General features: G+C 59.0%; 23 protein-coding genes. 11 read left to right on the forward strand and 12 right to left on the reverse strand.

Translation table 11 applies throughout. The annotated features are described in order from the left end of the window. Positions 1-98 precede the first annotated feature (98 nt). On the reverse strand, positions 99-1,553 hold the full coding sequence (gene thiI / locus ACOYXJ_RS07600; protein WP_102899549.1) for a tRNA uracil 4-sulfurtransferase ThiI: 1,455 nt from the start codon (positions 1,551-1,553) through the stop codon (positions 99-101). Positions 1,554-1,880: 327 nt separating this feature from the next. Here thiI and glnA point away from each other — a divergent pair, with 327 nt between their 5' ends. The 5 genes from glnA (at position 1,881) to ntrC (ending at position 7,444) form a co-directional block, all read left to right on the forward strand. Then, positions 1,881-3,287, forward strand: coding sequence for a glutamate--ammonia ligase (gene glnA, locus ACOYXJ_RS07605; protein WP_016985745.1), 1,407 nt, complete (start codon positions 1,881-1,883; stop codon positions 3,285-3,287). A gap of 271 nt (positions 3,288-3,558) precedes the next feature. After that, positions 3,559-4,074 (forward strand): DUF4124 domain-containing protein, encoded by a 516-nt coding sequence (locus ACOYXJ_RS07610; protein WP_460368743.1) that lies wholly within the window; start codon positions 3,559-3,561, stop codon positions 4,072-4,074. Further along, a complete protein-coding gene (locus tag ACOYXJ_RS07615) occupies positions 4,071-4,694 on the forward strand; it encodes a DUF4124 domain-containing protein (protein WP_102899551.1) in 624 nt (207 codons plus the stop codon). The genes ACOYXJ_RS07610 and ACOYXJ_RS07615 overlap by 4 nt, the downstream gene beginning before the upstream one ends. Before the next feature lie 231 nt (positions 4,695-4,925). After that, entirely contained in the window at positions 4,926-6,011 is a 1,086-nt protein-coding gene (gene glnL, locus ACOYXJ_RS07620) for a nitrogen regulation protein NR(II) (protein WP_007909240.1), read from the forward strand. Beyond that, entirely contained in the window at positions 6,008-7,444 is a 1,437-nt protein-coding gene (ntrC, locus tag ACOYXJ_RS07625; RefSeq protein WP_003220781.1) for a nitrogen regulation protein NR(I), read from the forward strand. Before glnL ends, ntrC begins: the two co-directional genes overlap by 4 nt. 655 nt (positions 7,445-8,099) lie before the next feature. Here the strand turns inward: ntrC and ACOYXJ_RS07630 are convergent. Then, positions 8,100-10,139, reverse strand: coding sequence for a leucine-rich repeat domain-containing protein (locus tag ACOYXJ_RS07630; protein WP_460368746.1), 2,040 nt, complete (start codon positions 10,137-10,139; stop codon positions 8,100-8,102). 189 nt (positions 10,140-10,328) lie between these two features. Next, entirely contained in the window at positions 10,329-10,769 is a 441-nt protein-coding gene (locus ACOYXJ_RS07635; protein ID WP_460368748.1) for a hypothetical protein, read from the reverse strand. Here ACOYXJ_RS07635 and ACOYXJ_RS07640 point away from each other — a divergent pair. Next, positions 10,768-11,223, forward strand: coding sequence for a tRNA (cytidine(34)-2'-O)-methyltransferase (locus tag ACOYXJ_RS07640; RefSeq protein WP_123449393.1), 456 nt, complete (start codon positions 10,768-10,770; stop codon positions 11,221-11,223). The two genes, ACOYXJ_RS07635 and ACOYXJ_RS07640, sit on opposite strands and share 2 nt — an antisense overlap. A 124-nt stretch (positions 11,224-11,347) precedes the next feature. On the opposite strand, the gene secB is transcribed toward ACOYXJ_RS07640, so the two are convergent. Genes secB through ACOYXJ_RS07655 form a run of 3 tightly spaced genes read right to left on the reverse strand, consistent with a single transcriptional unit; the run spans position 11,348 to position 12,560 of the window. Next, positions 11,348-11,833 carry a protein-export chaperone SecB gene (secB, locus tag ACOYXJ_RS07645; RefSeq protein WP_016772114.1) on the reverse strand — a complete coding sequence of 162 codons (486 nt, stop codon included), beginning with the start codon at positions 11,831-11,833 and terminating at the stop codon, positions 11,348-11,350. A 57-nt stretch (positions 11,834-11,890) separates the two neighbouring features. Continuing rightward, on the reverse strand, positions 11,891-12,145 hold the full coding sequence (gene grxC, locus ACOYXJ_RS07650) for a glutaredoxin 3 (protein ID WP_095120761.1): 255 nt from the start codon (positions 12,143-12,145) through the stop codon (positions 11,891-11,893). A gap of 1 nt (position 12,146) precedes the next feature. Beyond that, entirely contained in the window at positions 12,147-12,560 is a 414-nt protein-coding gene (locus tag ACOYXJ_RS07655) for a rhodanese-like domain-containing protein (RefSeq protein WP_016986346.1), read from the reverse strand. A gap of 153 nt (positions 12,561-12,713) precedes the next feature. On the opposite strand from ACOYXJ_RS07655, the gene gpmI reads away from it, so the two are divergent. The 5 genes from gpmI (at position 12,714) to ACOYXJ_RS07680 (ending at position 19,382) form a co-directional block, all read left to right on the forward strand. Continuing rightward, positions 12,714-14,243: a 2,3-bisphosphoglycerate-independent phosphoglycerate mutase gene (gene gpmI / locus ACOYXJ_RS07660; protein ID WP_460368751.1), complete on the forward strand. Its 1,530-nt coding sequence runs from the start codon at positions 12,714-12,716 to the stop codon at positions 14,241-14,243. A gap of 230 nt (positions 14,244-14,473) precedes the next feature. Further along, a complete protein-coding gene (locus ACOYXJ_RS07665) occupies positions 14,474-15,760 on the forward strand; it encodes a murein hydrolase activator EnvC family protein (RefSeq protein ID WP_095120763.1) in 1,287 nt (428 codons plus the stop codon). Positions 15,761-15,791: 31 nt separating this feature from the next. Further along, positions 15,792-17,111 (forward strand): S41 family peptidase, encoded by a 1,320-nt coding sequence (locus tag ACOYXJ_RS07670; protein WP_460368753.1) that lies wholly within the window; start codon positions 15,792-15,794, stop codon positions 17,109-17,111. 2 nt (positions 17,112-17,113) lie between these two features. Then, positions 17,114-17,890 (forward strand): divergent polysaccharide deacetylase family protein, encoded by a 777-nt coding sequence (locus tag ACOYXJ_RS07675; protein ID WP_460368755.1) that lies wholly within the window; start codon positions 17,114-17,116, stop codon positions 17,888-17,890. 118 nt (positions 17,891-18,008) lie between these two features. After that, the gene (locus tag ACOYXJ_RS07680) at positions 18,009-19,382 is read left to right on the forward strand and encodes a Vps62-related protein (RefSeq protein WP_460368757.1); all 1,374 of its coding nucleotides are present in this window, start codon (positions 18,009-18,011) and stop codon (positions 19,380-19,382) included. On the opposite strand, the gene ACOYXJ_RS07685 is transcribed toward ACOYXJ_RS07680, so the two are convergent. The 6 genes from ACOYXJ_RS07685 to hisB all read right to left on the reverse strand — a co-directional run bounded on the left by ACOYXJ_RS07685 (position 19,363) and on the right by hisB (position 23,253). Continuing rightward, entirely contained in the window at positions 19,363-20,118 is a 756-nt protein-coding gene (locus tag ACOYXJ_RS07685; RefSeq protein WP_460368759.1) for a substrate-binding periplasmic protein, read from the reverse strand. The two genes, ACOYXJ_RS07680 and ACOYXJ_RS07685, sit on opposite strands and share 20 nt — an antisense overlap. A gap of 82 nt (positions 20,119-20,200) precedes the next feature. Beyond that, positions 20,201-20,971 (reverse strand): imidazole glycerol phosphate synthase subunit HisF, encoded by a 771-nt coding sequence (gene hisF / locus ACOYXJ_RS07690; protein ID WP_007909211.1) that lies wholly within the window; start codon positions 20,969-20,971, stop codon positions 20,201-20,203. 9 nt (positions 20,972-20,980) lie between these two features. Further along, positions 20,981-21,718 (reverse strand): 1-(5-phosphoribosyl)-5-[(5-phosphoribosylamino)methylideneamino]imidazole-4-carboxamide isomerase, encoded by a 738-nt coding sequence (gene hisA, locus ACOYXJ_RS07695; protein WP_460368761.1) that lies wholly within the window; start codon positions 21,716-21,718, stop codon positions 20,981-20,983. 42 nt (positions 21,719-21,760) lie between these two features. Next, on the reverse strand, positions 21,761-22,021 hold the full coding sequence (locus ACOYXJ_RS07700; protein ID WP_003220751.1) for a DUF2164 domain-containing protein: 261 nt from the start codon (positions 22,019-22,021) through the stop codon (positions 21,761-21,763). After that, positions 22,022-22,660, reverse strand: coding sequence for an imidazole glycerol phosphate synthase subunit HisH (gene hisH, locus ACOYXJ_RS07705; protein WP_007909206.1), 639 nt, complete (start codon positions 22,658-22,660; stop codon positions 22,022-22,024). After that, positions 22,660-23,253: an imidazoleglycerol-phosphate dehydratase HisB gene (gene hisB, locus ACOYXJ_RS07710; RefSeq protein WP_007909204.1), complete on the reverse strand. Its 594-nt coding sequence runs from the start codon at positions 23,251-23,253 to the stop codon at positions 22,660-22,662. The genes hisH and hisB overlap by 1 nt, the downstream gene beginning before the upstream one ends. Position 23,254: the final 1 nt, after the last annotated feature.

Genomic DNA, 23,254 nt, shown 5'->3' on the forward strand with positions numbered 1-23,254 from the left:
TGGCAGCGATTAGCAGTAGTGTCCGGCATGGCCGTTACAGCTTGACGGCGGTGTCGGGGGGCCGGTGACGCAGGCCACAGGCAAACAGCCCCGGGCACTTAGCTCGGTCGATAAACGCGCACATTGGCATGCCCCTCACTGAGCAAATGGTGAGCATGCAGGCGACTCATCACGCCTTTGTCGCAATACAGCAGGTACTGGCGAGTCGGATCCAGCTCCTTGAAACGAGCGTTCACTGCGTAGAACGGCATCGTCTGTACTTCTACGCCAGCGAGTTCCAGCGGCTCATCCTCGGCGGCATCCGGGTGACGGATGTCGATCACGATCTGGCCGGCCAGTGCTTCGCTGACTTCTTCAATCTGTACGTCCTGGCCCAATTCGTCGATCACCCGATCGATCGGCACCAGTTTGGCGTTTTCGAGCGCACGCTCGAGCACCGCCATGTCGAACTCTTTCTCTTCGTGCTCAACGCGACCGCGTTTGGCGGCAGTCTTCGGATTGACCGAAATGACCCCACAGTACTCCGGCATGTGCCGGGCGAAATCGGCGGTGCCAATCTCGTTGGCCGTGTCGATGATGTCCTGCTTGTGCGCCACGATCAGCGGACGCAGGACCAGTTTGTCGGTCACGCAGTCGATCACCGACAGGTTCGGCAGCGTCTGGCTCGACACCTGGGAGATCGCCTCGCCGGTGACCAGCGCCTCGATGTGCAGACGGTCGGCGATGTTGGAAGCCGCGCGCAACATCATACGCTTCAATACGACGCCCATATGACTGTTATCGACTTTGCCGAGAATTTCGCCCAACACTTCTTCGAACGGAACACTGACAAATAGCACGCGTTGCGAGCTGCCGTACTTCTTCCAGATGAAATGCGCGACTTCCATCACGCCCAATTCGTGGGCACGACCGCCCAGATTGAAGAAGCAGAAGTGCGTCATCAGGCCGCGACGAATGATCTGGTAGGCCGCAACGGTCGAGTCAAAGCCGCCGGACATCAATACCAGCGTCTGCTCCAACGCACCCAGCGGGTAACCGCCGATGCCGTTGTGCTGGCTGTGGATCACAAACAACCGTTTGTCGCGAACTTCGATCCGGACTTCGATTTCCGGCGCTTTCAGGTCGATACCGGCGGCACCGCACTCACGACGCAGCTTGCTGCCGACGTATTTTTCGACGTCCATCGAGCTGAAGGTATGCTTGCCGGCACGCTTGCAGCGCACCGAGAAAATCTTCCCGGCCAGCGCAGCGCCATAGTGCTGCTTGCACTTCTCGGTGATGTCGTCGAAGTCGCCCAGCGGGTACTCGTCGATCTGCAGGAAGTGCGCGATGCCCGGCATGCAGGTCAGGCGCTCACCCATCTCTTTCAAGGCTTTAGGGTCGGTAACGCGGGTTTCCAGCTCGAGATTGTCCCACACACCGTTCACCACCACGGCCGGGTCCAGGTCACGGAGCACGGTGCGGATGTTCTTGGCCAACTGGCGGATGAACTTCGTCCGGACAGGTCGGCTTTTGATGGTGATCTCGGGGAAGACTTTTACGATTAGTTTCATGAAAACAGCGCGCGAACGGCCAGCCGAAAAAGGGGGGCGCGGATTATAGCGGAAATTGCTCAAGGTTTAACCAGTTAATGTGCAGAAGGTTTTGCATGCACCAAAACAGGTCATTTGCAGATTGTGACGCTACATTAAAGGGCGATATTTTCTGCTTTAAGAAGCTCCGCACCTTAATAAGCGTGAATTTGGGGCAAAAAACCCATGCTGGGGCACTGGCATGCAATTTGCTCCCTTGTGAGGCAGGTTGCCTTGGCAGAGTATTCGCGCCGGCATCACCACTATTAAGGGCATCCACTACCAGCCCTAATTCACCCGGAGGACACTATGTCGAAGTCGGTTCAACTCATCAAAGATCATGACGTCAAGTGGATTGATCTGCGCTTCACGGACACCAAAGGCACACAGCACCACGTGACCATGCCGGCTCGCGATGCGCTGGAAGACGACTTCTTCGAAGTCGGCAAGATGTTCGACGGTTCCTCCATCGCTGGCTGGAAAGGCATCGAAGCCTCCGACATGATCCTGCTGCCGGACGACGAAACTGCCGTGCTCGACCCGTTCACCGAAGACGCCACCCTGATCCTGGTGTGCGACATCATCGAACCGTCGACCATGCAAGGTTACGATCGCGACCCGCGCGCCATCGCTCACCGTGCCGAGGAATACCTGAAGACCACCGGTATCGGTGACACCGTATTCGCCGGTCCAGAGCCTGAGTTCTTCATCTTCGACGAAGTGAAGTTCAAGTCCGACATCTCTGGTTCGATGTTCAAGATCTACTCCGAACAAGGTTCGTGGATGTCCGACCAGGACATCGAAGGCGGCAACAAAGGCCACCGCCCAGGTATCAAAGGTGGTTACTTCCCGGTTCCGCCGTTCGACCACGATCACGAAATCCGTACTGCCATGTGCAACGCACTGGAAGAAATGGGCCAGACCGTTGAAGTTCACCACCACGAAGTGGCAACTGCCGGTCAGAACGAAATCGGTGTCAAGTTCAACACCCTGGTGAAAAAAGCTGACGAAGTTCAGACGCTGAAATACGTTGTCCACAACGTGGCTGACGCCTACGGCCGCACCGCTACCTTCATGCCGAAGCCACTGTACGGTGACAACGGTTCGGGTATGCACGTGCACATGTCCATCGCCAAAGATGGCAAGAACACCTTCGCTGGCGAAGGCTATGCCGGCCTGTCCGAAACCGCTCTGTACTTCATCGGCGGTATCATCAAGCATGGTAAGGCACTGAACGGCTTCACCAACCCGGCCACCAACTCCTACAAGCGTCTGGTGCCAGGTTTCGAAGCGCCAGTGATGCTGGCCTACTCGGCTCGCAACCGTTCCGCGTCGATCCGTATTCCTTACGTCAACAGCCCACGTGGCCGTCGTATCGAAGCGCGGTTCCCGGATCCGGCTGCCAACCCGTACCTGGCTTTCGCAGCACTGCTGATGGCTGGCCTGGACGGTATCCAGAACAAGATCCACCCAGGCGACGCTGCCGACAAAAACCTGTACGACCTGCCGCCTGAAGAGGCGAAAGAGATCCCGCAAGTTTGCGGCAGCCTGAAAGAAGCTCTGGAAGAGCTGGATAAAGGCCGTGCGTTCCTGACCAAGGGCGGCGTGTTCTCCGACGACTTCATCGACGCTTACATCGCGCTGAAATCCGAAGAAGAAATCAAGGTCCGTACCTTCGTACACCCACTGGAATATGAGCTGTACTACAGCTGCTGATCCGGTAGCGCTGCGCTACGCGGCGTGAGTGAAAGAGGCCTCCTTCGGGAGGCCTTTTCTATTGCCTGCGATTTATGGCGTCACGCAGATCCCTGCTCGCGAAGGCGTCGTATCAGTCGCCATCACCGCCAATGACGCACCGCATTCGCGAGCAGGCTCGCTCCCACAGGGGATTTGTGGCGCCTGAATGATCTCCGGATGTTTACCGAGTTGGGCCAACCGCAGCGTCTGTCCTATGCTGCACCCCATCGTTTTCAATCCGGTCGATTTCATGGGTCGCATCTTTATCTACATACTGCTGCTGATCGCCCTGCCCGCCGCCGCGCAGATCTACAAGTACACCGATGCCAATGGCAACACGGTCTACAGCGATCACTCGCCAGACGGCGTGCAGGCGCAGCCCGTGGAGTTGCCGCCGCTCAACCGTGTCGAGCCTCAGGCGCCCAGCGCACCGGCCACCTCTGGCACGGACAATCGCCAGCCGGCACGCAGCGATGTCTATGAGATTCTGGAAATCGCCGGCCTGCCCACCGAAGAAGCCCTGCGCGCCAATAACGGCACGTTCACCGTCAACGTGCTGATCAAACCGCGCCTGCGGCCACCGCATCAATTAAGACTGGTATTGGACGATGAACCCTACGGTCAGCCGAGCAACGTGCCGATCCTGCAACTGGTGAACGTGGATCGCGGCGAACATCGTCTCGCCGTGCAAGTGATCGACGGGCAGACGATCATTCAGCAGAGCCCGCCAGCGGCCCTTAGCGTACAGCGAGTACACAAGCCATGATTCGCGCGTGGCTTATCACTGTGTTGGCACTGCTGACGCTGCAAGCATCGGCTGAGGTCTTCACCTATACCGATGCGCAGGGCAATCGCGTCTACACCGACCAACCGCGCGGCAACGCCAAGCGAGTGCCCATCGCAACCAGCAATCGCATGTCGCCCAACCCAACGGCCGCCGCGCCGGTCACCACCGCGAAAAAATCCGTCGAACAGCCTCTATTCCATTACGACATGCTGCGCATTCTGATACCTGAACCCGATGCCACGATTCGCAGCAGCGCAGGTGAAATCATTGTCAGCGTCACCAGCGAGCCCGGACTACAGCGAGGTCACCGTTATCGCCTGCTACTGGACGGACAGGCCACGGGCGAGCCAGGCCTCAGTCCAGTGTTCCCGCTGAACAACATTGATCGTGGCAGCCACAACCTTTCCGTGGAAATCCTTGACACCGAAGGCCGCACCGTCGAACGCACCGCAAACCAGCCCTTCCATATGCTGCGCATCTCGCTTGCGCAGAAGCGTCAGGTCAAACCCTGCACCAAGGACGACTACGGCATCCGTCCGGAATGCCCACTGAAAGACAAACCGCCCGAACCAAAAAACCCCTTCCTGCGTTTCTTCTAACGCCGCTCGGTTTTGCGCACTATATTGGTGCAACAGGCTGCACCGTACCCACAATCCAACCCATTTTGGTTCGAAACTACCCGTGAGAGCTGGCCCTGTGCCACGCAAACGAGCGTCAAACGCCTGTTTCACGGGTTAAGCGCTTCTTTTCGGAGCCTTGGTTTGGTTTTTGCATTTTCCCGATACTGACGCTTGCTTGTTGCGCACGCTCCGCCCCCAAAAGAGGCTCCGATGACCATTAGCGACGCAATTCACCGTTTGCTGCTCGACAACCTGACCACCGCCACCATCCTGCTCGACGCCGAATTGCGCCTTGAGTACATGAACCCGGCGGCGGAGATGCTGCTCGCCATCAGCGGGCAGCGCAGCCATGGGCAGTTCATCAGCGAGCTGTTCACCGAATCCACCGAGGCGCTCAATTCCCTGCGCCAGGCGGTGGAGCAGGCGCACCCGTTCACCAAACGCGAAGCCATGCTCACCGCGCTCACCGGCCAAACCCTTACTGTGGATTACGCGGTGACGCCGATCCTCAGCAACGGCGCCACGATGTTGCTGCTGGAAGTCCACCCGCGTGACCGCTTGCTGCGAATCACCAAGGAAGAGGCGCAGCTGTCCAAACAGGAAACCAGCAAGATGCTGGTGCGCGGCCTCGCCCACGAGATCAAGAACCCGCTGGGTGGCATCCGTGGCGCCGCGCAACTTTTGGCCCGCGAACTGCCGGAAGACAGCCTGCGCGATTACACCAACGTGATCATTGAAGAGGCCGACCGCCTGCGCAATCTGGTTGACCGCATGCTCGGCTCGAACAAGCTGCCATCGCTGGCGATGTGCAACGTCCACGAAGTGCTGGAGCGCGTCTGCCAACTGGTCGAAGCCGAAAGCCAGGGCTGCATCACCTTGGTGCGCGATTACGACCCAAGCATTCCCGACGTATTGATCGACCGCGAACAAATGATTCAGGCGGTGTTGAACATCGTGCGCAACGCAATGCAGGCGATCAGCAGCCAGAACGAGCTGCGCCTGGGCCGCATCAGCCTGCGCACGCGGACCATGCGCCAGTTCACCATCGGCCACGTCCGCCATCGTCTGGTGACCAAGATCGAGATCATCGACAACGGCCCCGGGATCCCGGCGGAACTTCAGGAAACCATTTTCTTTCCCATGGTCAGCGGACGCCCGGACGGTACCGGGCTGGGCCTGGCCATTACCCAGAACATCATCAGCCAGCACCAGGGTCTGATCGAGTGTGACAGCCATCCAGGCCACACCACTTTCTCGATCTTTCTGCCACTGGAACAAGGAGCCACATCGACATGAGCCGTAGTGAAACCGTGTGGATCGTCGATGACGACCGTTCTATCCGTTGGGTTCTGGAAAAGGCCTTGCAGCAGGAAGGCATGACCACCCAGAGCTTCGACAGCGCTGATGGCGTGATGAGTCGTCTGGCCCGTCAGCAGCCTGACGTGATCATTTCCGACATCCGCATGCCGGGTGCCAGTGGTCTGGACCTTCTCGCGCGGATCCGCGAGCAGCATCCACGGTTGCCGGTCATCATCATGACCGCTCACTCCGATCTGGACAGCGCTGTCGCCTCGTATCAGGGCGGTGCGTTTGAGTATTTGCCGAAGCCGTTCGACGTTGATGAAGCGGTGTCGCTGGTCAAGCGCGCGAATCAGCATGCGCAAGAGCAGCAAGGCCTGGAAGTCGTGCCGGCCCTGACCCGCACCCCGGAAATCATCGGCGAAGCGCCGGCGATGCAGGAAGTGTTTCGCGCCATCGGCCGCTTGAGCCACTCCAACATCACCGTGCTGATCAACGGCGAATCCGGTACCGGTAAAGAACTGGTCGCCCACGCCCTGCACCGCCACAGCCCGCGCGCGGCCTCGCCGTTCATTGCGCTGAACATGGCGGCGATCCCCAAGGATCTGATGGAATCCGAGCTGTTCGGCCATGAGAAAGGCGCGTTCACCGGCGCGGCGAATCTGCGTCGCGGGCGCTTTGAACAGGCTGACGGCGGCACGTTGTTCCTCGATGAAATCGGCGACATGCCGGCGGATACGCAAACCCGTTTGCTGCGAGTTCTGGCCGATGGCGAGTTCTATCGCGTGGGCGGGCATGTGCCGGTCAAGGTCGATGTGCGCATCATCGCCGCGACCCACCAGAATCTGGAAACCCTGGTACACGCCGGCAAATTCCGTGAGGACTTGTTCCATCGCCTCAACGTGATCCGCATCCACATCCCGCGCCTGTCGGATCGTCGCGAAGACATTCCGACCCTCGCCAAGCACTTCCTCAGCCGCGCCGCGCAAGAACTGGCCGTGGAGCCGAAGCTGCTGAAAAGCGAGACCGAGGAGTACCTGAAAAACCTGCCGTGGGGCGGTAACGTGCGGCAGTTGGAGAACACCTGCCGCTGGATCACCGTGATGGCGTCCGGGCGCGAGGTGCACATCAGCGACTTGCCGCCGGAGCTGTTGAGCCTGCCGCAGGACTCGGCACCGGTGACCAATTGGGAGCAGGCGCTGCGTCAGTGGGCCGATCAGGCCTTGGCGCGCGGCCAGTCGAGTTTGCTCGACAGCGCAGTGCCGGCATTTGAACGGATCATGATCGAGACGGCGTTGAAGCACACCGCGGGGCGGCGGCGTGATGCGGCGGTGTTGCTGGGTTGGGGGCGTAATACCCTGACGCGCAAGATCAAGGAATTGGGGATGAAGGTTGATGGTGGCGATGATGATGAAGGGGATGAGGGTTAACGCTTAAGGATTGTCGTGTACTCAGGATCGATCCCCCTCACCCCAGCCCTCCCGAAACGTCGGACCGCCCCCAAGGGGGAGAGGGGAAAGGGAGCCGATTTCAGGTGGCTTCGAGGCCTGAGTTCGGCTCGGTATCTCAGGTCGGCGTAATTTGACCGGGCAACTCGGTCAGTCCCCTCTCCCTATGGGCGGTCCGACGTTTCGGGAGGGTTAGGGTGAGGGGCCCCCGTGCACCGCATCAATGCACAATGACCCGCGATCGCGCACAGCTGCATCGCCACACTCCTTCCTGAAAAAACCAAAAAACCCACCGTCCAAAAACATGAAAGCCCCGAATTCCGGGGCTTTCGTGTTTCTGATCAGCTTTTTTGTTTCAACAGATTAAAACCTGGCACGCACCCTGCAATACCTCTTACAAGGTGATTCGATTCACCACCCGTTTCGGGGACCTTGGTACAGGCAGGCCGGGGATTCCCCTCTTTATACCGGGCGCACTCCGCAACGCGATGCGCCCACCGTTTTGGGATCCTTGGTACAGGCAGGCCGGGGGTTCCCTCTTTACACCGGACCGACGCTGCTAGCGAAGTCCACCCCGTTTTGGGAACCCTGATACAGGCAGGTCAGGGATTCCCGCTTTTACGCCGCAGTCCCGGGGTCAGTCGAGCCTCGGACGCTTGGGTAGATAATGCAAGGGCTGATTCTGTCGCCCGGGATCAAGTGCCTTTATCTCCTCCTCCAGCCTTTCCAGCATCTTCCCTGGACTCGTTTCCTTCCTGGCTACGTCCCTGAGGCGAGACCGTTCAACAGCGCCTGCCTTTTCGAAACTTTCGAGAAACGCCCAGACCCGGCGCTCTAATAGCTGGCGCTCTACGAAGAATTCAGGCGTACGGCTCAGATTTCGAATCCGCGAGAACAAACTGCTTTCAGAAAAGGTGTTCAACCTGTCCCAAAGCGCCAGTTTCTCTGGAGCTTGCGCGTGTGGCACATGTCGTAGCCAGAGATCCGCCGACGCATCAACGCTCTCTACTCCCAACCAGATATCGGTGCCCGTTTGTCGACGCGCAAATATCAATCGCCGCAGGGACGCGGGGTCTGTAATAGGATTTCCGGTCAAGTTGAAGCCTGCTCTAAGCTCCACTGATTCGGGAATCGATCTGATTCGATTGTTCGCGAGATTCAATACTGTCGCGGGAATTTCAGACGTGATGCCGTCGGGAAACTTGTCGATATCCGTGCTGGAAAGATCAAGTTCCCGCAATTTGCTCATTCCTTCGAGCGAAGGCGCATCAAACAGCGAATTTTCGCCGAGTTTCAATATTTCCAAGCCTTTGGGGCCATTCCCGGTGCCCAGCCCGCCAGGGATCTGGCTGATACCGGTCTGCGTCAGATTCAATACCCGCAGCTCGGACATCCCGGTAACGTCAGGCGCACGCCCTATAAAAGGATTTCGTTGAAGATCCAATACCTGTAACCGCGACCATCCGGCCAACTCGTTCAGTCCGCCAGGCAAATCGACAAGACCGGTATTACCCAGTTTCAACACCCGCAACTCAGTCATATCGCGTATCGAAAAACCATACCCGAGGGGATGGCCTTCAAGGTTCAGCTCGCGCAAACGTGGCAGCTGTTTCAATTGTTCAATATCGACTAGCGAAAGATGGAGCAGAGGATTACTCAAGTCCACCACGCGCAACTCCGTGAGCCGTCCGACTCCGTCGGGCAGTCCATACATCATTTGGCCTGACGTCCTCAGTGTTCCAAGGCTGGGAAAACCGGCGAAGAAATCCTTCGGTGTTTGTGACGAAGAACCTCTCAGGGTAAGAGAAACAACGGAATTGATGGGTGTAGAAAAAAGTGGAGCCCTTTGCATGGGCCATTCGCTCAGATTGATATCCAGCCTGAAACCTGCCATTCGCCCGCCGCGATAGACTCGCCCCCAAGGGTCGAGATCGTCGCCTTGCCACTTGTACAGTTGAATCAGCTTGGCACTCAGTGACAGTCGACTCGCGTACTCGGCGCCGGGAGAGTCCTTGAGGGCATTCGTCCAGGTGCTGAGCTCACGCTCCAACTGCGGCAAACCCAGTTGAATGCGTTTGAGTTCATTCTCTAACGTCTCCTTGTCACCAAACCGGGATACAAAGTCATCCGCTTGTCGATCGGACAGTTCCGGAAGGCTTTTTTTCACTTGTGCTCGAAGGGTCAAGTCAACGCCTTCGCGTGGATGCCAGAGACCGCTGTCAATGTCGCGCACCAACTCGGGGCCGGAAGGATGCCGCTCATTGGGTAACCGTGCTCGATACGTTGCATTGACCGAATCCATTGCGACCAGAACAGTGCCGCCCTCTGACAAATCGACGTAAGTACGCTTGTTAAACGCCCTGAGGCCACGGCTGTCGGCATCTGGAAGCGTTATCCTGGCGCCGATCAAGTAATTCTCCAGTAGTGGCGCGGCTGCCGGATGCGGGATGTCAACGGCAGTCATTTGAACCAGCACGGTCGGCTCCGGGCGGACGACATCAGCGTGTGTATCGCGCGATGGCCCGGCTCGCAGCTGCAGGTCATCGAGCGCAAGACCTAAGTCGACGCCTCTGCGGATCGATGGATCGGGGAGCGAAGTATCCACATCACCGGGGCGGCTCGGGCCTCCGGGGACATCCACGTGGGTATTGCCACCGCGAGGTGGTTTTACTGGCATGTTTTTCATCCTTGAAGAACTCGCCCCTGGCTTCACGCAAGGAACGACGGTTTCGGCATCCTGCCGGTTTAAAGAAGAACCGCACGATAGCGTGCGCACGCCAAGAGGGAGAGCGGAAAAACAGATTTTTGTAGTGGGAAACGGCGTCAATAAGCGTAGGAGTGACCAAGCCGGACGGTTAGTCTCGGCTCAGTTCGCTTGCAATCGAATTTCCAGGCGCCAGCGATCATCGACTTCGCTGCCGACCCACTCGCCCAGCAGCGGCCGCGCCGCCAGCACCGTCAACAGCAAGCCGCCGTCACTCTTGCGCGTGCGCCAGTTCACGTCCTTGCCACTGAGTTTGAACTGGCCGCTCTGCGCCGGACCTTCGGCCTGAAACAGCAGCGCCACGGTGCCATCGATGATTTCGCCGTGCAGCTTCGGTTCGTTGTTGAACCACACCACCAGGCCGCCATCGCGCACTTCAACTTGCTGCAACACGCTCGGATCCGGCGTGGTCAGGCGACCGATCATCAAACCGATCATCAGGCCGACAATTGCCAGCGAACCGATGACTCGCGGGAATAGTTTCGAACGGTTGTCCACAGGCGGCGTAGAATGCCGCTCATCTTTACCTTCGGAGCCGTGCATGTTTCACGTCATCCTTTTTCAACCAGAAATTCCGCCGAATACCGGCAACGTTATCAGGCTGTGCGCCAACAGCGGCTGCCACCTGCATTTGATCGAACCGCTGGGTTTCGAGATGGACGACAAGCGCTTGCGCCGTGCCGGTCTCGATTACCATGAATATGCCACGCTGCAACGTCACGCGGACTTGGCCAGTTGCCTGGAAAGCCTGGGCAATCCACGACTGTTTGCGTTCACCACCAAAGGCTCGCGGCCGTTTCATGATGCCGCGTTTGTTCCTGGCGATGCGTTCATCTTCGGCCCGGAAAGCCGTGGCCTGCCGCCGGAAGTGCTCGACGCCCTGCCGTCGGAACAGCGCCTGCGCCTGCCGATGCGTGAAGGCTGCCGCAGCCTGAACCTGTCCAACACCGTGGCCGTCGCTGTGTACGAAGCCTGGCGCCAGAACGACTTCAAGTGACACCACAAAACAAATGTGGGAGCGAGCCTGCTCGCGAAAGCGGTGTATCAGTCGACAAATCTGTCATCTGACACGCCCTCTTCGCGAGCAGGCTCGCTCCCACATGGGGTGTTGCCAAACCGTCTTACTGAACGGTTGGCGTCTCGCCGCTTTCCTGCATGCGCTGCAGCTCTTGCGCGTACAGGGCGTCGAAGTTCACCGGAGCCAGCATCAGCGCCGGGAACGAACCACGGGTCACCAGGCTGTCCAGGGTTTCGCGCGCGTACGGGAACAGAATGTTCGGGCAGAACGCACCCAGGGTGTGGCTCATCGAGGCCGCATCCAGGTTCTTGATCAGGAAGATACCGGCCTGTTGCACTTCAGCGATGAAAGCGACTTCTTCACCGTTTTTCACGGTGACGGACAGGGTCAGGACGACTTCGTAGAAATCGCCTTCCAGCGCTTTCTGGCGAGTGTTCAGATCCAGGCCGACCGCCGGGTCCCACTGCTGGCGGAAGATCGCCGGGCTTTTCGGGGCTTCGAAGGACAGGTCGCGTACGTAGATGCGCTGCAAGGAGAATTGCGGTGCGGTTTCTTCTTCGCTGGCTGCAGTGTTCTGTTGGTCAGTCATCTCAGATCCTTATCGATCTTGGGTCTTTTAGGGAGTGCTGTACGTGGGTGCAGCCGTTCAGGCCTTGAGCAGCGCGTCGAGCTTGCCGGCGCGCTCCAGGGCATACAAATCGTCACAACCGCCGATGTGCTTGTCGCCGATCCAGATCTGCGGCACGGACGTACGCCCGGCCTTCTGGCTCATGGCAGCACGAATCTGCGGCTTGCCATCGACCTTGATCTCTTCGAAGGCCACGCCTTTGTTCGCGAGCAACTGCTTGGCTCGCACGCAATAAGGGCAGTAATCGCTGGAGTAGACGATGACTTCGCTCATATCACTTCACCAGCGGCAGGTTGTCGCCTTTCCAGCTGGAAATCCCGCCGGACAGCTTGGCGGCGGTGAAGCCGGATTTCATCAGTTCGCGGGCATGGGTGCCGGCGGTCTGGCCCAGGGCGTCGACCAGAATGATGGTCTTGGCCTTGTGCTTTTCCAGCTCGGCAACGCGAGCAGCCAGTTTGTCCTGAGGAATGTTCACCGCGCCAACGATGTGGCCGGCAGCGAAATCCTTGGCCGGACGGATGTCCACCACTACGCCTGCGTCTTTGTTGACCAGTGCAGTCAGCTCACCAGTGCTCAGGCTTTTACCGCCGCCCTGCATCGTGTGCGCCAGCAGCAGAGCCAGCAGTACGACGAAGATACCGACAAGAATGTAGTGGTTAGTGGCAAATTCAATCAGGTGAGCAACCATCGAAGGAGGTTCCAGGGCGTTAAAATGTCGGCCAGTATACACAGCCACTATGGTCGGCCAAACCCCGTCCGGCGGTGACGCGGTCGGAACTTAGCTTTAAACTCCAACTCCCTTTTCCATCGCCCTCTTCTTTATTAGCCACGAGTGGATTCCATGACTACCACGCCTAAACCTTTGGTCCTGATGATTCTCGACGGCTTCGGTCACAGCGACAGCCCCGAATCCAATGCCGTTTTTGCAGCGAAGAAGCCTGTTCTCGATCGCCTCTGGGCCACGGTGCCGAACGGCTTGATCTCGGGCAGCGGCATGGACGTCGGCCTGCCGGACGGCCAGATGGGCAACTCCGAAGTCGGCCACATGAACCTCGGCGCCGGCCGCGTGGTGTATCAGGACTTCACGCGCGTGACCAAGTCGATCCGCGACGGTGAGTTCTTCGAGAACCCGACCATCTGCGCCGCTGTGGATAAAGCCGTGGCTGCCGGCAAAGCCGTGCACTTCATGGGCCTGCTGTCCGATGGCGGCGTGCACAGCCACCAGGATCACCTGATCGCCATGGCCGAACTGGCCTTCAAGCGCGGCGCCGAAAAAATCTACCTGCACGCTTTCCTCGATGGCCGCGACACGCCGCCGAAAAGCGCTGCATCGTCGATCGAACTGCTCGACGCGACCTTCCAGGCGCTGGGCAAGGGCCGTATCGCCAGCATCATCGGTCGCTACTTCGCCATGGACCGTGACAACCGCTGGGATCGTGTTGCTCAGGCGTACAACCTGATCGTCGACGGCAACAGCGAATTCCACGCGGCCACCGCCCAGGAAGGTCTGGATGCTGCTTACGATCGCGGCGAGAGCGACGAATTCGTCAAAGCCACTACCATCGGTGAACCGGTGAAAGTCGAAGACGGCGATGCCGTGGTGTTCATGAACTTCCGCGCCGACCGTGCCCGCGAGCTGACTCGCGTGTTCGTCGAAGACGACTTCAAGGATTTCGAACGCGCACGCCAGCCGAAACTGGCCGGATTCGTCATGCTGACCCAATACGCCGCAAGCATTCCGGCGCCATCGGCATTCGCCGCGGGCAGCCTGGAAAACGTGCTGGGCGATTATTTGGCGAAGAACGGCAAAACCCAGCTGCGCATCGCCGAAACCGAGAAATACGCGCACGTGACCTTCTTTTTCTCCGGTGGTCGCGAAGAACCGTTCCCGGGTGAAGAGCGCATCCTGATTCCGTCGCCGAAAGTCGCTACCTATGACTTGCAGCCGGAAATGAGCGCGCCTGAGGTGACCGACCGCATCGTCGACGCCATCGAAAACCAGCGTTATGACGTGATCGTGGTCAACTACGCCAACGGCGACATGGTTGGCCACAGCGGCGTGTTCGACGCAGCCGTGAAGGCGGTTGAATGCCTGGATACTTGCGTGGGTCGCATTGTCGATGCGCTGGAAAAGGTCGGTGGCGAGGCACTGATCACTGCTGACCACGGCAACGTCGAGCAAATGGCCGATGAATCCACCGGGCAAGCGCACACCGCGCACACCACCGAGCCGGTGCCGTTCATTTATGTCGGCAAGCGCGATTTGAAAGTGCGTGAAGGCGGCGTGCTGGCGGACGTGGCGCCGACCATGCTGAAACTGCTGGGGCTGGAAAAACCGACGGAAATGACTGGCACCTCGATTCTGGTCTGACCCGAATCGCCAAAACACTGCAAAACCCTGTAGGAGTGAGCCTGCTCGCGATAGCCATCTGACAGTCGACTACTCTGTTGAATGTCAGTACGCCATCGCGAGCAGGCTCACTCCTACATTGGTTTGTGGTGTTTTTCAGGCCAGTTATCACACAGCCCCAATTGGGCGTTTTTTTTGCAGCCTCGGGCGGGCATACTAGGCCGTCCATTACCCTGGTGCCGCCCGCCCCTATGCTTCGCGTCCTGATCGCCCTTGCTCTGACCTGCCTGCTCCAACCGGCCTTCGCTGACGAGCGCGCGCAAACCCAACAGCAGTTGGACGCCACGCGTCAGGACATTGCCGAGCTGAAAAAGCTGCTGGGCAAAGTCCAGGAAGAAAAGTCCGGCGTGCAGAAAGAACTCAAGGGCACTGAAACCGAGCTGGGCAAGCTGCAGAAGCAAGTCGATGCGCTGCAGAAAGAACTGCAGAAAAGCGAATCCGAGCTGCAGCGTCTCGATGCAGAGAAAAAAAAACTCCAGAGCGCGCGCACTGAACAGCAGCGACTGATCGCCATTCAGGCCCGTGCGGCTTATCAGAACGGTCGGCAGGAATACCTCAAGCTGCTGCTCAACCAGCAGAACCCCGAGAAATTCGCCCGCACCCTGACCTATTACGATTACCTGAGCCAGGCGCGTCTGGAGCAGTTGAAGAGCTTCAATGAAACCCTGCGCCAACTGGCCAATGTCGAAAAAGACATCGGTTTGCAGCAAGCGCAATTGCTGGTACAGAAAAGCGACCTCGACACTCAGCGCGAAGCACTCGAGAAAGTCCGCAAGGAACGCCAACAGGTGCTCGCCAAGCTGAATGACGATGTGAAGGCCCGCGACCAGAAACTCGCCGCCCGCGAGCAGGATCAGGCAGACCTGTCTAAAGTCCTTAAAACCATTGAAGAAACCCTCGCCCGCCAGGCACGTGAGGCAGAAGAAGCGCGGCAGAAAGCGCTGATCGCCCAGCAGGAAGCGGAAAAAAAGCGTTTGCGTGAGGCGCAGGCTGAAAACAGCGACGCCCCACGAAAACCGGCCAGATCCACTCCCGGCGCGCTGGTCTCCAGCAGCGGCGAGACCTTCGGTGGCCCTTTTGCTGCAACCCGGGGAAAACTTCCGTGGCCGGTTGATGGTCGACTGCTGGCACGCTTCGGCGAAAGCCGTGGCGACGATGCCCGGACCAAGTGGGACGGCGTGATGATCAGCGCTTCCGCCGGCAGCCAGGTGCATGCCGTACACGGTGGTCGCGTGGTGTTCGCCGACTGGCTGCGTGGCGCCGGGTTGCTGGTGATCCTCGATCACGGCAACGGTTTTCTGAGTCTTTACGGTCACAACCAGACGCTGCTCAAGTCGGCCGGTGATGTGGTTAAAGCCGGTGAGTCCATCTCCACTGTCGGTAACAGTGGCGGCCAGGACACATCAGCGCTGTATTTCGCAATTCGTCAGCAGGGTCACCCGAGTGATCCGGCGCAATGGTGTCGCGCGCAAGGATAAGCGCGCCATCTAATTCAGGAGTTCGTTCGACATGCTGCATTTGTCCCGCCTTACCTCGCTGGCCCTGACGATCGCCCTGGTGATCGGCGCGCCTCTGGCGTTCGCCGCGCAACCGGCCCCGACCGTCGCTCCGGCAGGCACTGCCGCGACCTCCAAGGCACCGTTGCCACTGGAAGAGTTGCGCACCTTTGCCGAGGTCATGGACCGGATCAAAGCCGCTTACGTCGAGCCGGTAGACGACAAGACCCTGCTGGAAAACGCGATCAAGGGCATGCTCAGCAACCTCGATCCGCATTCCGCCTATCTGGGCCCTGAAGATTTCACCGAGCTACAGGAAAGCACCAGCGGTGAATTCGGCGGTCTGGGTATTGAAGTCGGTGCCGAAGACGGTTTCATCAAAGTGGTCTCGCCAATCGATGACACCCCGGCGTCGAAGGCCGGCATTCAGGCCGGCGACTTCATCGTCAAGATCAACGGCGCGCCAACGCGCGGCCAGACCATGACCGAAGCCGTCGACAAGATGCGCGGCAAGATCGGCCAGAAAATCACCCTGACCCTGGTCCGCGATGGCGGCACGCCGTTCGACGTGACCCTGGCCCGCGCAGTGATTCAGGTGAAGAGCGTCAAGGCGCAACTGCTGGAAACCGGCTACGCGTACATCCGCATCACTCAGTTCCAGGTCAAGACCGGCGAAGAGGTCTCCAAGGCCCTGGCCAAGTTGCGCAAGGACAACGGCAAGAAGCTCAACGGCATCATCCTCGACCTGCGCAACAACCCGGGCGGCGTGTTGCAGGCGGCGGTGGAAGTGGTCGACCACTTCATCACCAAAGGCCTGATCGTTTACACCAAAGGCCGTATCGCCAACTCCGAACTGCGCTTCTCCGCCACCGGCAAGGACGAAAGCGAAGCGGTGCCGATGGTGGTGTTGATCAACGGTGGCAGCGCCTCGGCTTCGGAAATCGTCGCCGGCGCCCTGCAGGACCAGAAACGCGCGGTGGTCATGGGCACCACCAGTTTCGGTAAAGGCTCGGTGCAAACCGTGCTGCCGCTGAACAACGACCGTGCATTGAAGATCACCACCGCGCTGTACTTCACACCGAATGGCCGTTCGATTCAGGCACAGGGCATCGTGCCGGACATCGAAGTGCGCAAGGCCAAGATCACCAGCGAGGCCGACGGCGAATACTTCAAGGAAGCCGACCTGCAAGGTCACTTGGGCAACGGCAACGGCGGCGCGGACAAACCGAGCGGTTCCGGTAGCAAGGCCAAGGCCATGCCGCAGGATGACGACTACCAACTGGCCCAGGCCCTGAGCCTGCTCAAAGGGCTGAGCATTACGTCCGGCCGTTGAGGATGTCTCTGCGTTTTCTCTTTGTTTTATTGTGCTGTCTGGCGGGTGCTGCTCATGCAGAGCCCGCCAGCTCAACGCCGCACAAAGCCTACCTGACACTGATCATCGACGATCTGGGGCAGAACCTGCCCCGCGATCGCCGCGTGCTGGCTCTGCCCGGCCCGGTGACCACCGCGATCATGCCTGATACCCCGCACGCCACCGAGTTCGCCCGCGAAGCCCATCGCGCCGGCAAGATCGTCATCCTGCACATGCCGATGGACCCGGCCACCGGGCCTTATGCCTGGCACCCGGATTTGCCGATCGAAGAACTGCAAAAACGCCTCGACGCCGCATTCAAAATGGTCCCGTACACTGCTGGCATCAATAACCACATGGGCAGCCGCATGACGGCGCAGCCGGTGGCGATGGCGTGGTTGATGAGCGAGTTGCAGCGCCGCCACAAGTTTTTCGTCGACAGCCGCACCAGCGCTCAAACCGTGGCGGCACAGCAGGCACAGAAAATCGATCTGGCGAGCGTTTCGCGGGATGTATTTCTCGATGACGAGCGCACTGAGGCCGCAATCTTCACTCAGTTGCAGACGGCGATCAGCCTGGCCCGTAAACAGGGCTCGGCCGTCATGATCGGCCATCCGTATCCACAGACGCTGGCGGTGCTGGAGCGAGAACTGCCCAGACTGAAGGCCCAGGGTATCGAGTGGATCGATATCAAACAGATGATCAGCGTGCGCAGCAATCGCGCCATGGCTGGCCATGGCAAAGATGGCGTGTACCGGTAACAGGTTGTCACGACTGTAGATACATAGTTACCGCCAGCCATCGGGTCCAGCCCCGGATAGTAAGACCTGCAACAGGTCGCGACTCCCCTGAGTCGCCTTTCAACTATCAGGAGCTACCATGACTACTCATGACGATACCGTTTCGCCGATCGGGCAAGCGGATGCCATTCGACACGACAATCTGCTGATCAACTTCACCACGGAGTTTCTCCGCGTCTGGGACACCAGCGGTTCGCGGGCAAAACCGGCCGCCTTCTGGCGCCCCACTCCTGCCGCCGATGTGCTTCCCGGCTATTTTCCATTGGGCGACGTGGCCATTGATCATCACAACAACATTACCGACCGACATGTGGTGGCTGTGGTTTGCGAGACTGGAACACCCAGTGCCGATCCTGGCAAAGGCAAAGCGCTGAGTCGCCCAAATGACTACGAGCTGATCTGGAAGGATACCGGGGCGGGATCCAGGAAGGACGGTGCAATCTGGCGACCCGTTCCACCCGAAGGTTACGTGGCACTGGGCTCTGTATGCTCCGACGGCTACGAAAAACCATCACTCAACGCGGTTCGCTGTGTCCGCGCCGATCTCGTCATCGCATCAGGCGTCAGTGAACCGGTATGGAACGACAAGGGCAGCGGTGCCCGACAAAGCGTCAGCACCTGGAGTGTCGTTCCACCCTCAGCCCCGTCGAATGTGATTCATCTGGCACCCGGCACCTTTGTCGGCTGGAACAGTCATTCCAGGCCCGCTGCCTTCCTCCTTTACTCACTGCGCCTTGAGATCCCGCTGCAGATCAATCCCCGTCCCGGCGCGCCGATTCTTGACAGTGCAGTTTCGCCGTCTTCGCAAATACCCGAGATATCCACGCACACCGCCAGACTTCCCTGGTTCGCGGTAAAAGACCCGCAGTTTTCCAGACGCGAACAACTGCGCCAGTCACCTTTCTATCTTCTGCAGCGCACGGATCAGTATCAGCTCATATGCCATCGCTACAACGGGGAAAACCAAAACAGGACGATGCGCTGGACCGCACCCCGGGCACAGAGCAGCGAAGGTCTGCGTGCATTCACCAACCGCACCTCGATCGAGTTCGGCGCGCAATGGAAGAGTAATGTGTCCCGGCCTTTCCTGTTTTCGGCGCGCTTGAACAATGAGTTCACCCAATGCGAAGTCCACTCAAACGACTGGCTCAACTCAGCGCCGATTGAAATCGCCGCGGTCATCGCCAAAAACAGCTCGATGGCGGTCTACCTGATGCAAAGTCAATACACGCTGCTACGCGCAGACGGTACGCACGTTACCGATGCTGTCAGTTACACCGACGCCAACAGTTTGCACTTCAGCGCCTACACATTGCCGGTACCGGATGAGCCGATCCTGCCTGAGGAAGAGCCGCAAGCCGCGGACGCGATAGACACTTCTGTAGCGGATAACGCCATCACGCAAACGCCAGCGCCGACAGAATTGCCAACGGCTACAGATAACGCCCCATGATCTCGTCGACAACGCCGTCCTTGCGCATCTGATCCAATGCCGCCTGCAACCTGGCGACGACTTCGTCAGAAATGTCTTTGTTGAGAGCCAGATACAGCTCGGCGCTATTGAAGCGCAGCACGGTCTTGAGACCCGTCACACCATCCTGCCGCGCCAGATAGCGCCCGGCAGGATCCCCCGTGGCCCACAGGTCGATCTGACCATTGACCAACTTTTTCGCATTGTCCTGATCGCGCAGCACAACCACTGGCTTCAAGCCTTGCTTGGTCAGCGTCTCGGCAATGGCATCGCCCTTGTAGGCGCCGATCTTGTACTTGCGCGCGTCATTCAGGGTTTCGAGGGTGATCTTGCTGTCGGCCTTGGCCAACAGGATCCAGTCGTCGGGGCCGATCGGTCCGACCCATTTGAAGAGTTTCTCGCGATCAGGCAGGCGTGCCATCACGAAAGCACCGTAGCCGGGATTTTCCAGCGCCAGTTTGTACACCCGCTCCCAGGGAAAGCGCAGAGTCAGACTGTAAGTGAGGCCGGAGCGCCGGAACATCTCACGCACGATATCGGTGGCAATACCGTTGATGTTCTCGCCCTGGGCGAAATTCTTGCCGTTCTTCGCCATGTTGTACGGCGGGAAGTTTTCGGTGAGGAGCACCAGATCGGTGTCGGGACTGGTTTCGGCGCGGGCCGTGTTGATAAGCAACATCGAGGCGCTGGCGAGAACAAGAAGCAGGCGTTTGATCATGTCGGGCTACCGAAATCCATGGCGTGCCCAAGAGTGCCTTGGGTGCGCCATGGTGTCCACTTGCCTGTATGGATTTTGACGCTTAACGCATCACGATGCCGCGTTTGGCCATGTAGGCCTTGGCTTCCTGCACAGTGTATTCGCCGAAGTGGAAAATACTCGCCGCCAATACTGCACTGGCGTGACCTTCGAGGATGCCGTCGGCCAAATGCTGCAAGTTGCCGACGCCACCGGAAGCAATTACCGGAATGCCCAGCGCATCGCTGATCGCACGGGTCACGCCGAGATCAAAACCGTTTTTCATACCGTCCTGATCCATGCTGGTCAGCAGGATTTCACCAGCACCGAGACCTTCCATTTTCTTCGCCCACTCGACCGCGTCGAGGCCGGTTGGCTTGCGCCCGCCGTGGGTGAAGATTTCCCAGCGCGGGGTTTCGCCCGGGCCGGAAACTTTTTTGGCGTCGATGGCGACAACGATGCACTGCGAGCCGAAATGCTGTGCGGCTTCACCGACGAACTCCGGGTTGAACACGGCCGCGGTGTTGATCGACACCTTGTCTGCACCGGCATTGAGCAGATTGCGAATGTCCTGCACGGTACGCACGCCACCGCCGACAGTCAGCGGGATGAACACCTGGCTGGCCATGCGCTCGACGGTATGCAACGTGGTGTCGCGGCCATCGACGCTGGCGGTGATGTCGAGGAAAGTAATCTCGTCGGCACCCTGCTCGTCGTAACGACGGGCGATTTCCACCGGGTCACCGGCGTCGCGGATGTTTTCGAACTTCACACCTTTGACGACCCGGCCGTTGTCCACGTCCAGGCAAGGGATGATGCGTTTGGCCAGCGCCATGGTCAGTCCTCAGCCTTGATACGAATCGCAGAAAGCTTGCGCTTCGGCGACGTCGAGGGTGCCTTCGTAAATCGCCCGGCCGGTGATGGCGCCGATGATGCCCGGCGCCTTGGCGTCGAGCAGCGACTTGATGTCACCCAGATTGTGGATACCGCCGGAAGCGATCACCGGGATCTTGGTGGCAGCGGCCAGCGCAGCGGTGAACGGCACGTTGCAGCCCTGCATCATGCCGTCTTTGGCGATGTCGGTATAAACGATCGAGGACACGCCGTCGGCTTCAAACTGCTTGGCCAGATCGATAACCTGCACGGTGCTGATTTCAGCCCAGCCATCGGTGGCGACGAAACCGTCTTTGGCATCCAGACCGACGATGATCTTGCCCGGGAACGCACGGCACGCTTCAGCGACGAATGCAGGATCTTTAACCGCTTTGGTGCCGATGATCACGTAGCTGACGCCAGCCTTGACGTAGTATTCGATGGTTTCCAGCGAACGGATACCGCCACCGATCTGGATCGGCAGGGTCGGGTAGCGCTTGGCGATCGCGGTGACCACTTCGCCATTGACTGGCTGGCCTTCGAACGCGCCGTTCAGATCGACCAGATGCAGACGGCGGCAACCACCCTCCACCCACTTGGCAGCCATGCTCACCGGGTCATCGGAGAACACTGTGGAATCTTCCATGCGGCCCTGGCGCAGACGTACGCAGGCACCGTCTTTAAGATCGATAGCGGGAATAATCAGCATCTGGCAAACCTTCAAATTTGAATGTTCAGCTTGGCTCGGAAATCAGTTTTTCTCGAGCGCCCACAGGTCGCTTTCGATGCTTTCAAACCGCTCTTTGAGGTGGGTCTGCACATCGAAAATCGCCCTGTTGTAATAGTGCGGAGCAATTTCGCGGGTAAACAGCTCAAGAATTTCCGCCGCTTCGAACGAACCCAGGTCGAGTTCGAAACGGTCTTCCATGAACCGCTGAATCTTGCGATTGGCCTCGTTCTCCTGTTCGGGAGTGAGGGTCAGAATCGGCGGTTTGGACTTCTTGGCAGCCATTTACCAGCGACCGTCCCACGCGGCGAAGTTCTGCAGCAATTGCAGGCCATGGGTATGGCTCTTCTCCGGGTGGAACTGCACGGCGAAACGCGAGCCATCGGCCAGCGCCGCGGCGAAATCGACGCCGTAATGGCCACCACCCACCACTTGCCGCGCATTGGCGGCGGCGATGTAGTAGCTGTGCACGAAGTAGAAACGCGCCATGTCTGGAATGTCATGCCACAGCGGGTGGCTGACCTTCTGCTTAACTTCGTTCCATCCCATGTGCGGGACTTTCAAGTGTTCGCCGTCTTCATGCAGGTCTTTGCCGAAGAACTTCACCGCGCCCGGGAACAGGCCGATGCAGTCGACGCCGTCGTTCTCTTCACTGGTGTCGAGCAAGGCTTGCATGCCGACACAGATGCCGAGGAACGGACGATCCTGACTGACTTCGCGCACCAGCGAATCGAAGCCGAGGCGACGGATCTCCGCCATGCAATCGCGAATCGCGCCAACACCGGGGAACACCACGCGGTCAGCTTCGCGAATCACCGCCGCATCGCTGGTGATCAACACCTTGCCGGCACCGACGTGCTCAAGGGCCTTGGCCACCGAATGCAGGTTACCCATGCCGTAATCGATAACTGCAACCGTCTGCATTACAGAACGCCTTTGGTCGATGGCATTTGCCCGGCCATGCGCTCATCCAGCTCGACGGCCATGCGCAGCGCGCGGCCGAAAGCCTTGAACACGGTTTCGATCTGGTGGTGGGTGTTGGTGCCACGCAGGTTGTCGATGTGCAGGCTGACCAGCGCGTGGTTGACGAAACCCTGGAAGAACTCCTGGAACAGGTCAACGTCGAAGCCGCCGACGGTAGCGCGGGTGTACGGCACGTGCATCTGCAGGCCTGGACGACCGGAGAAATCGATGACGACGCGCGACAGCGCTTCATCGAGCGGCACGTAGGCATGACCGTAACGACGGATGCCTTTTTTGTCGCCAATGGCTTTGGCAAATGCCTGGCCGAGGGTGATACCGACGTCTTCCACCGTATGGTGGTCGTCGATATGCAGATCGCCCTTGCATTCGATATCCAGGTCGATCAACCCGTGACGGGCAATCTGATCCAGCATGTGCTCAAGAAAAGGAACACCGATATCGAATCGGGCCTTTCCGGTGCCATCAAGGTTGATCGAGGCTTTGATCTGGGTTTCCAGAGTGTCGCGCTCGACAGACGCCTTACGTTCGGCCATC

The organism is Pseudomonas sp. Tul2A7 (assembly GCF_054790505.1).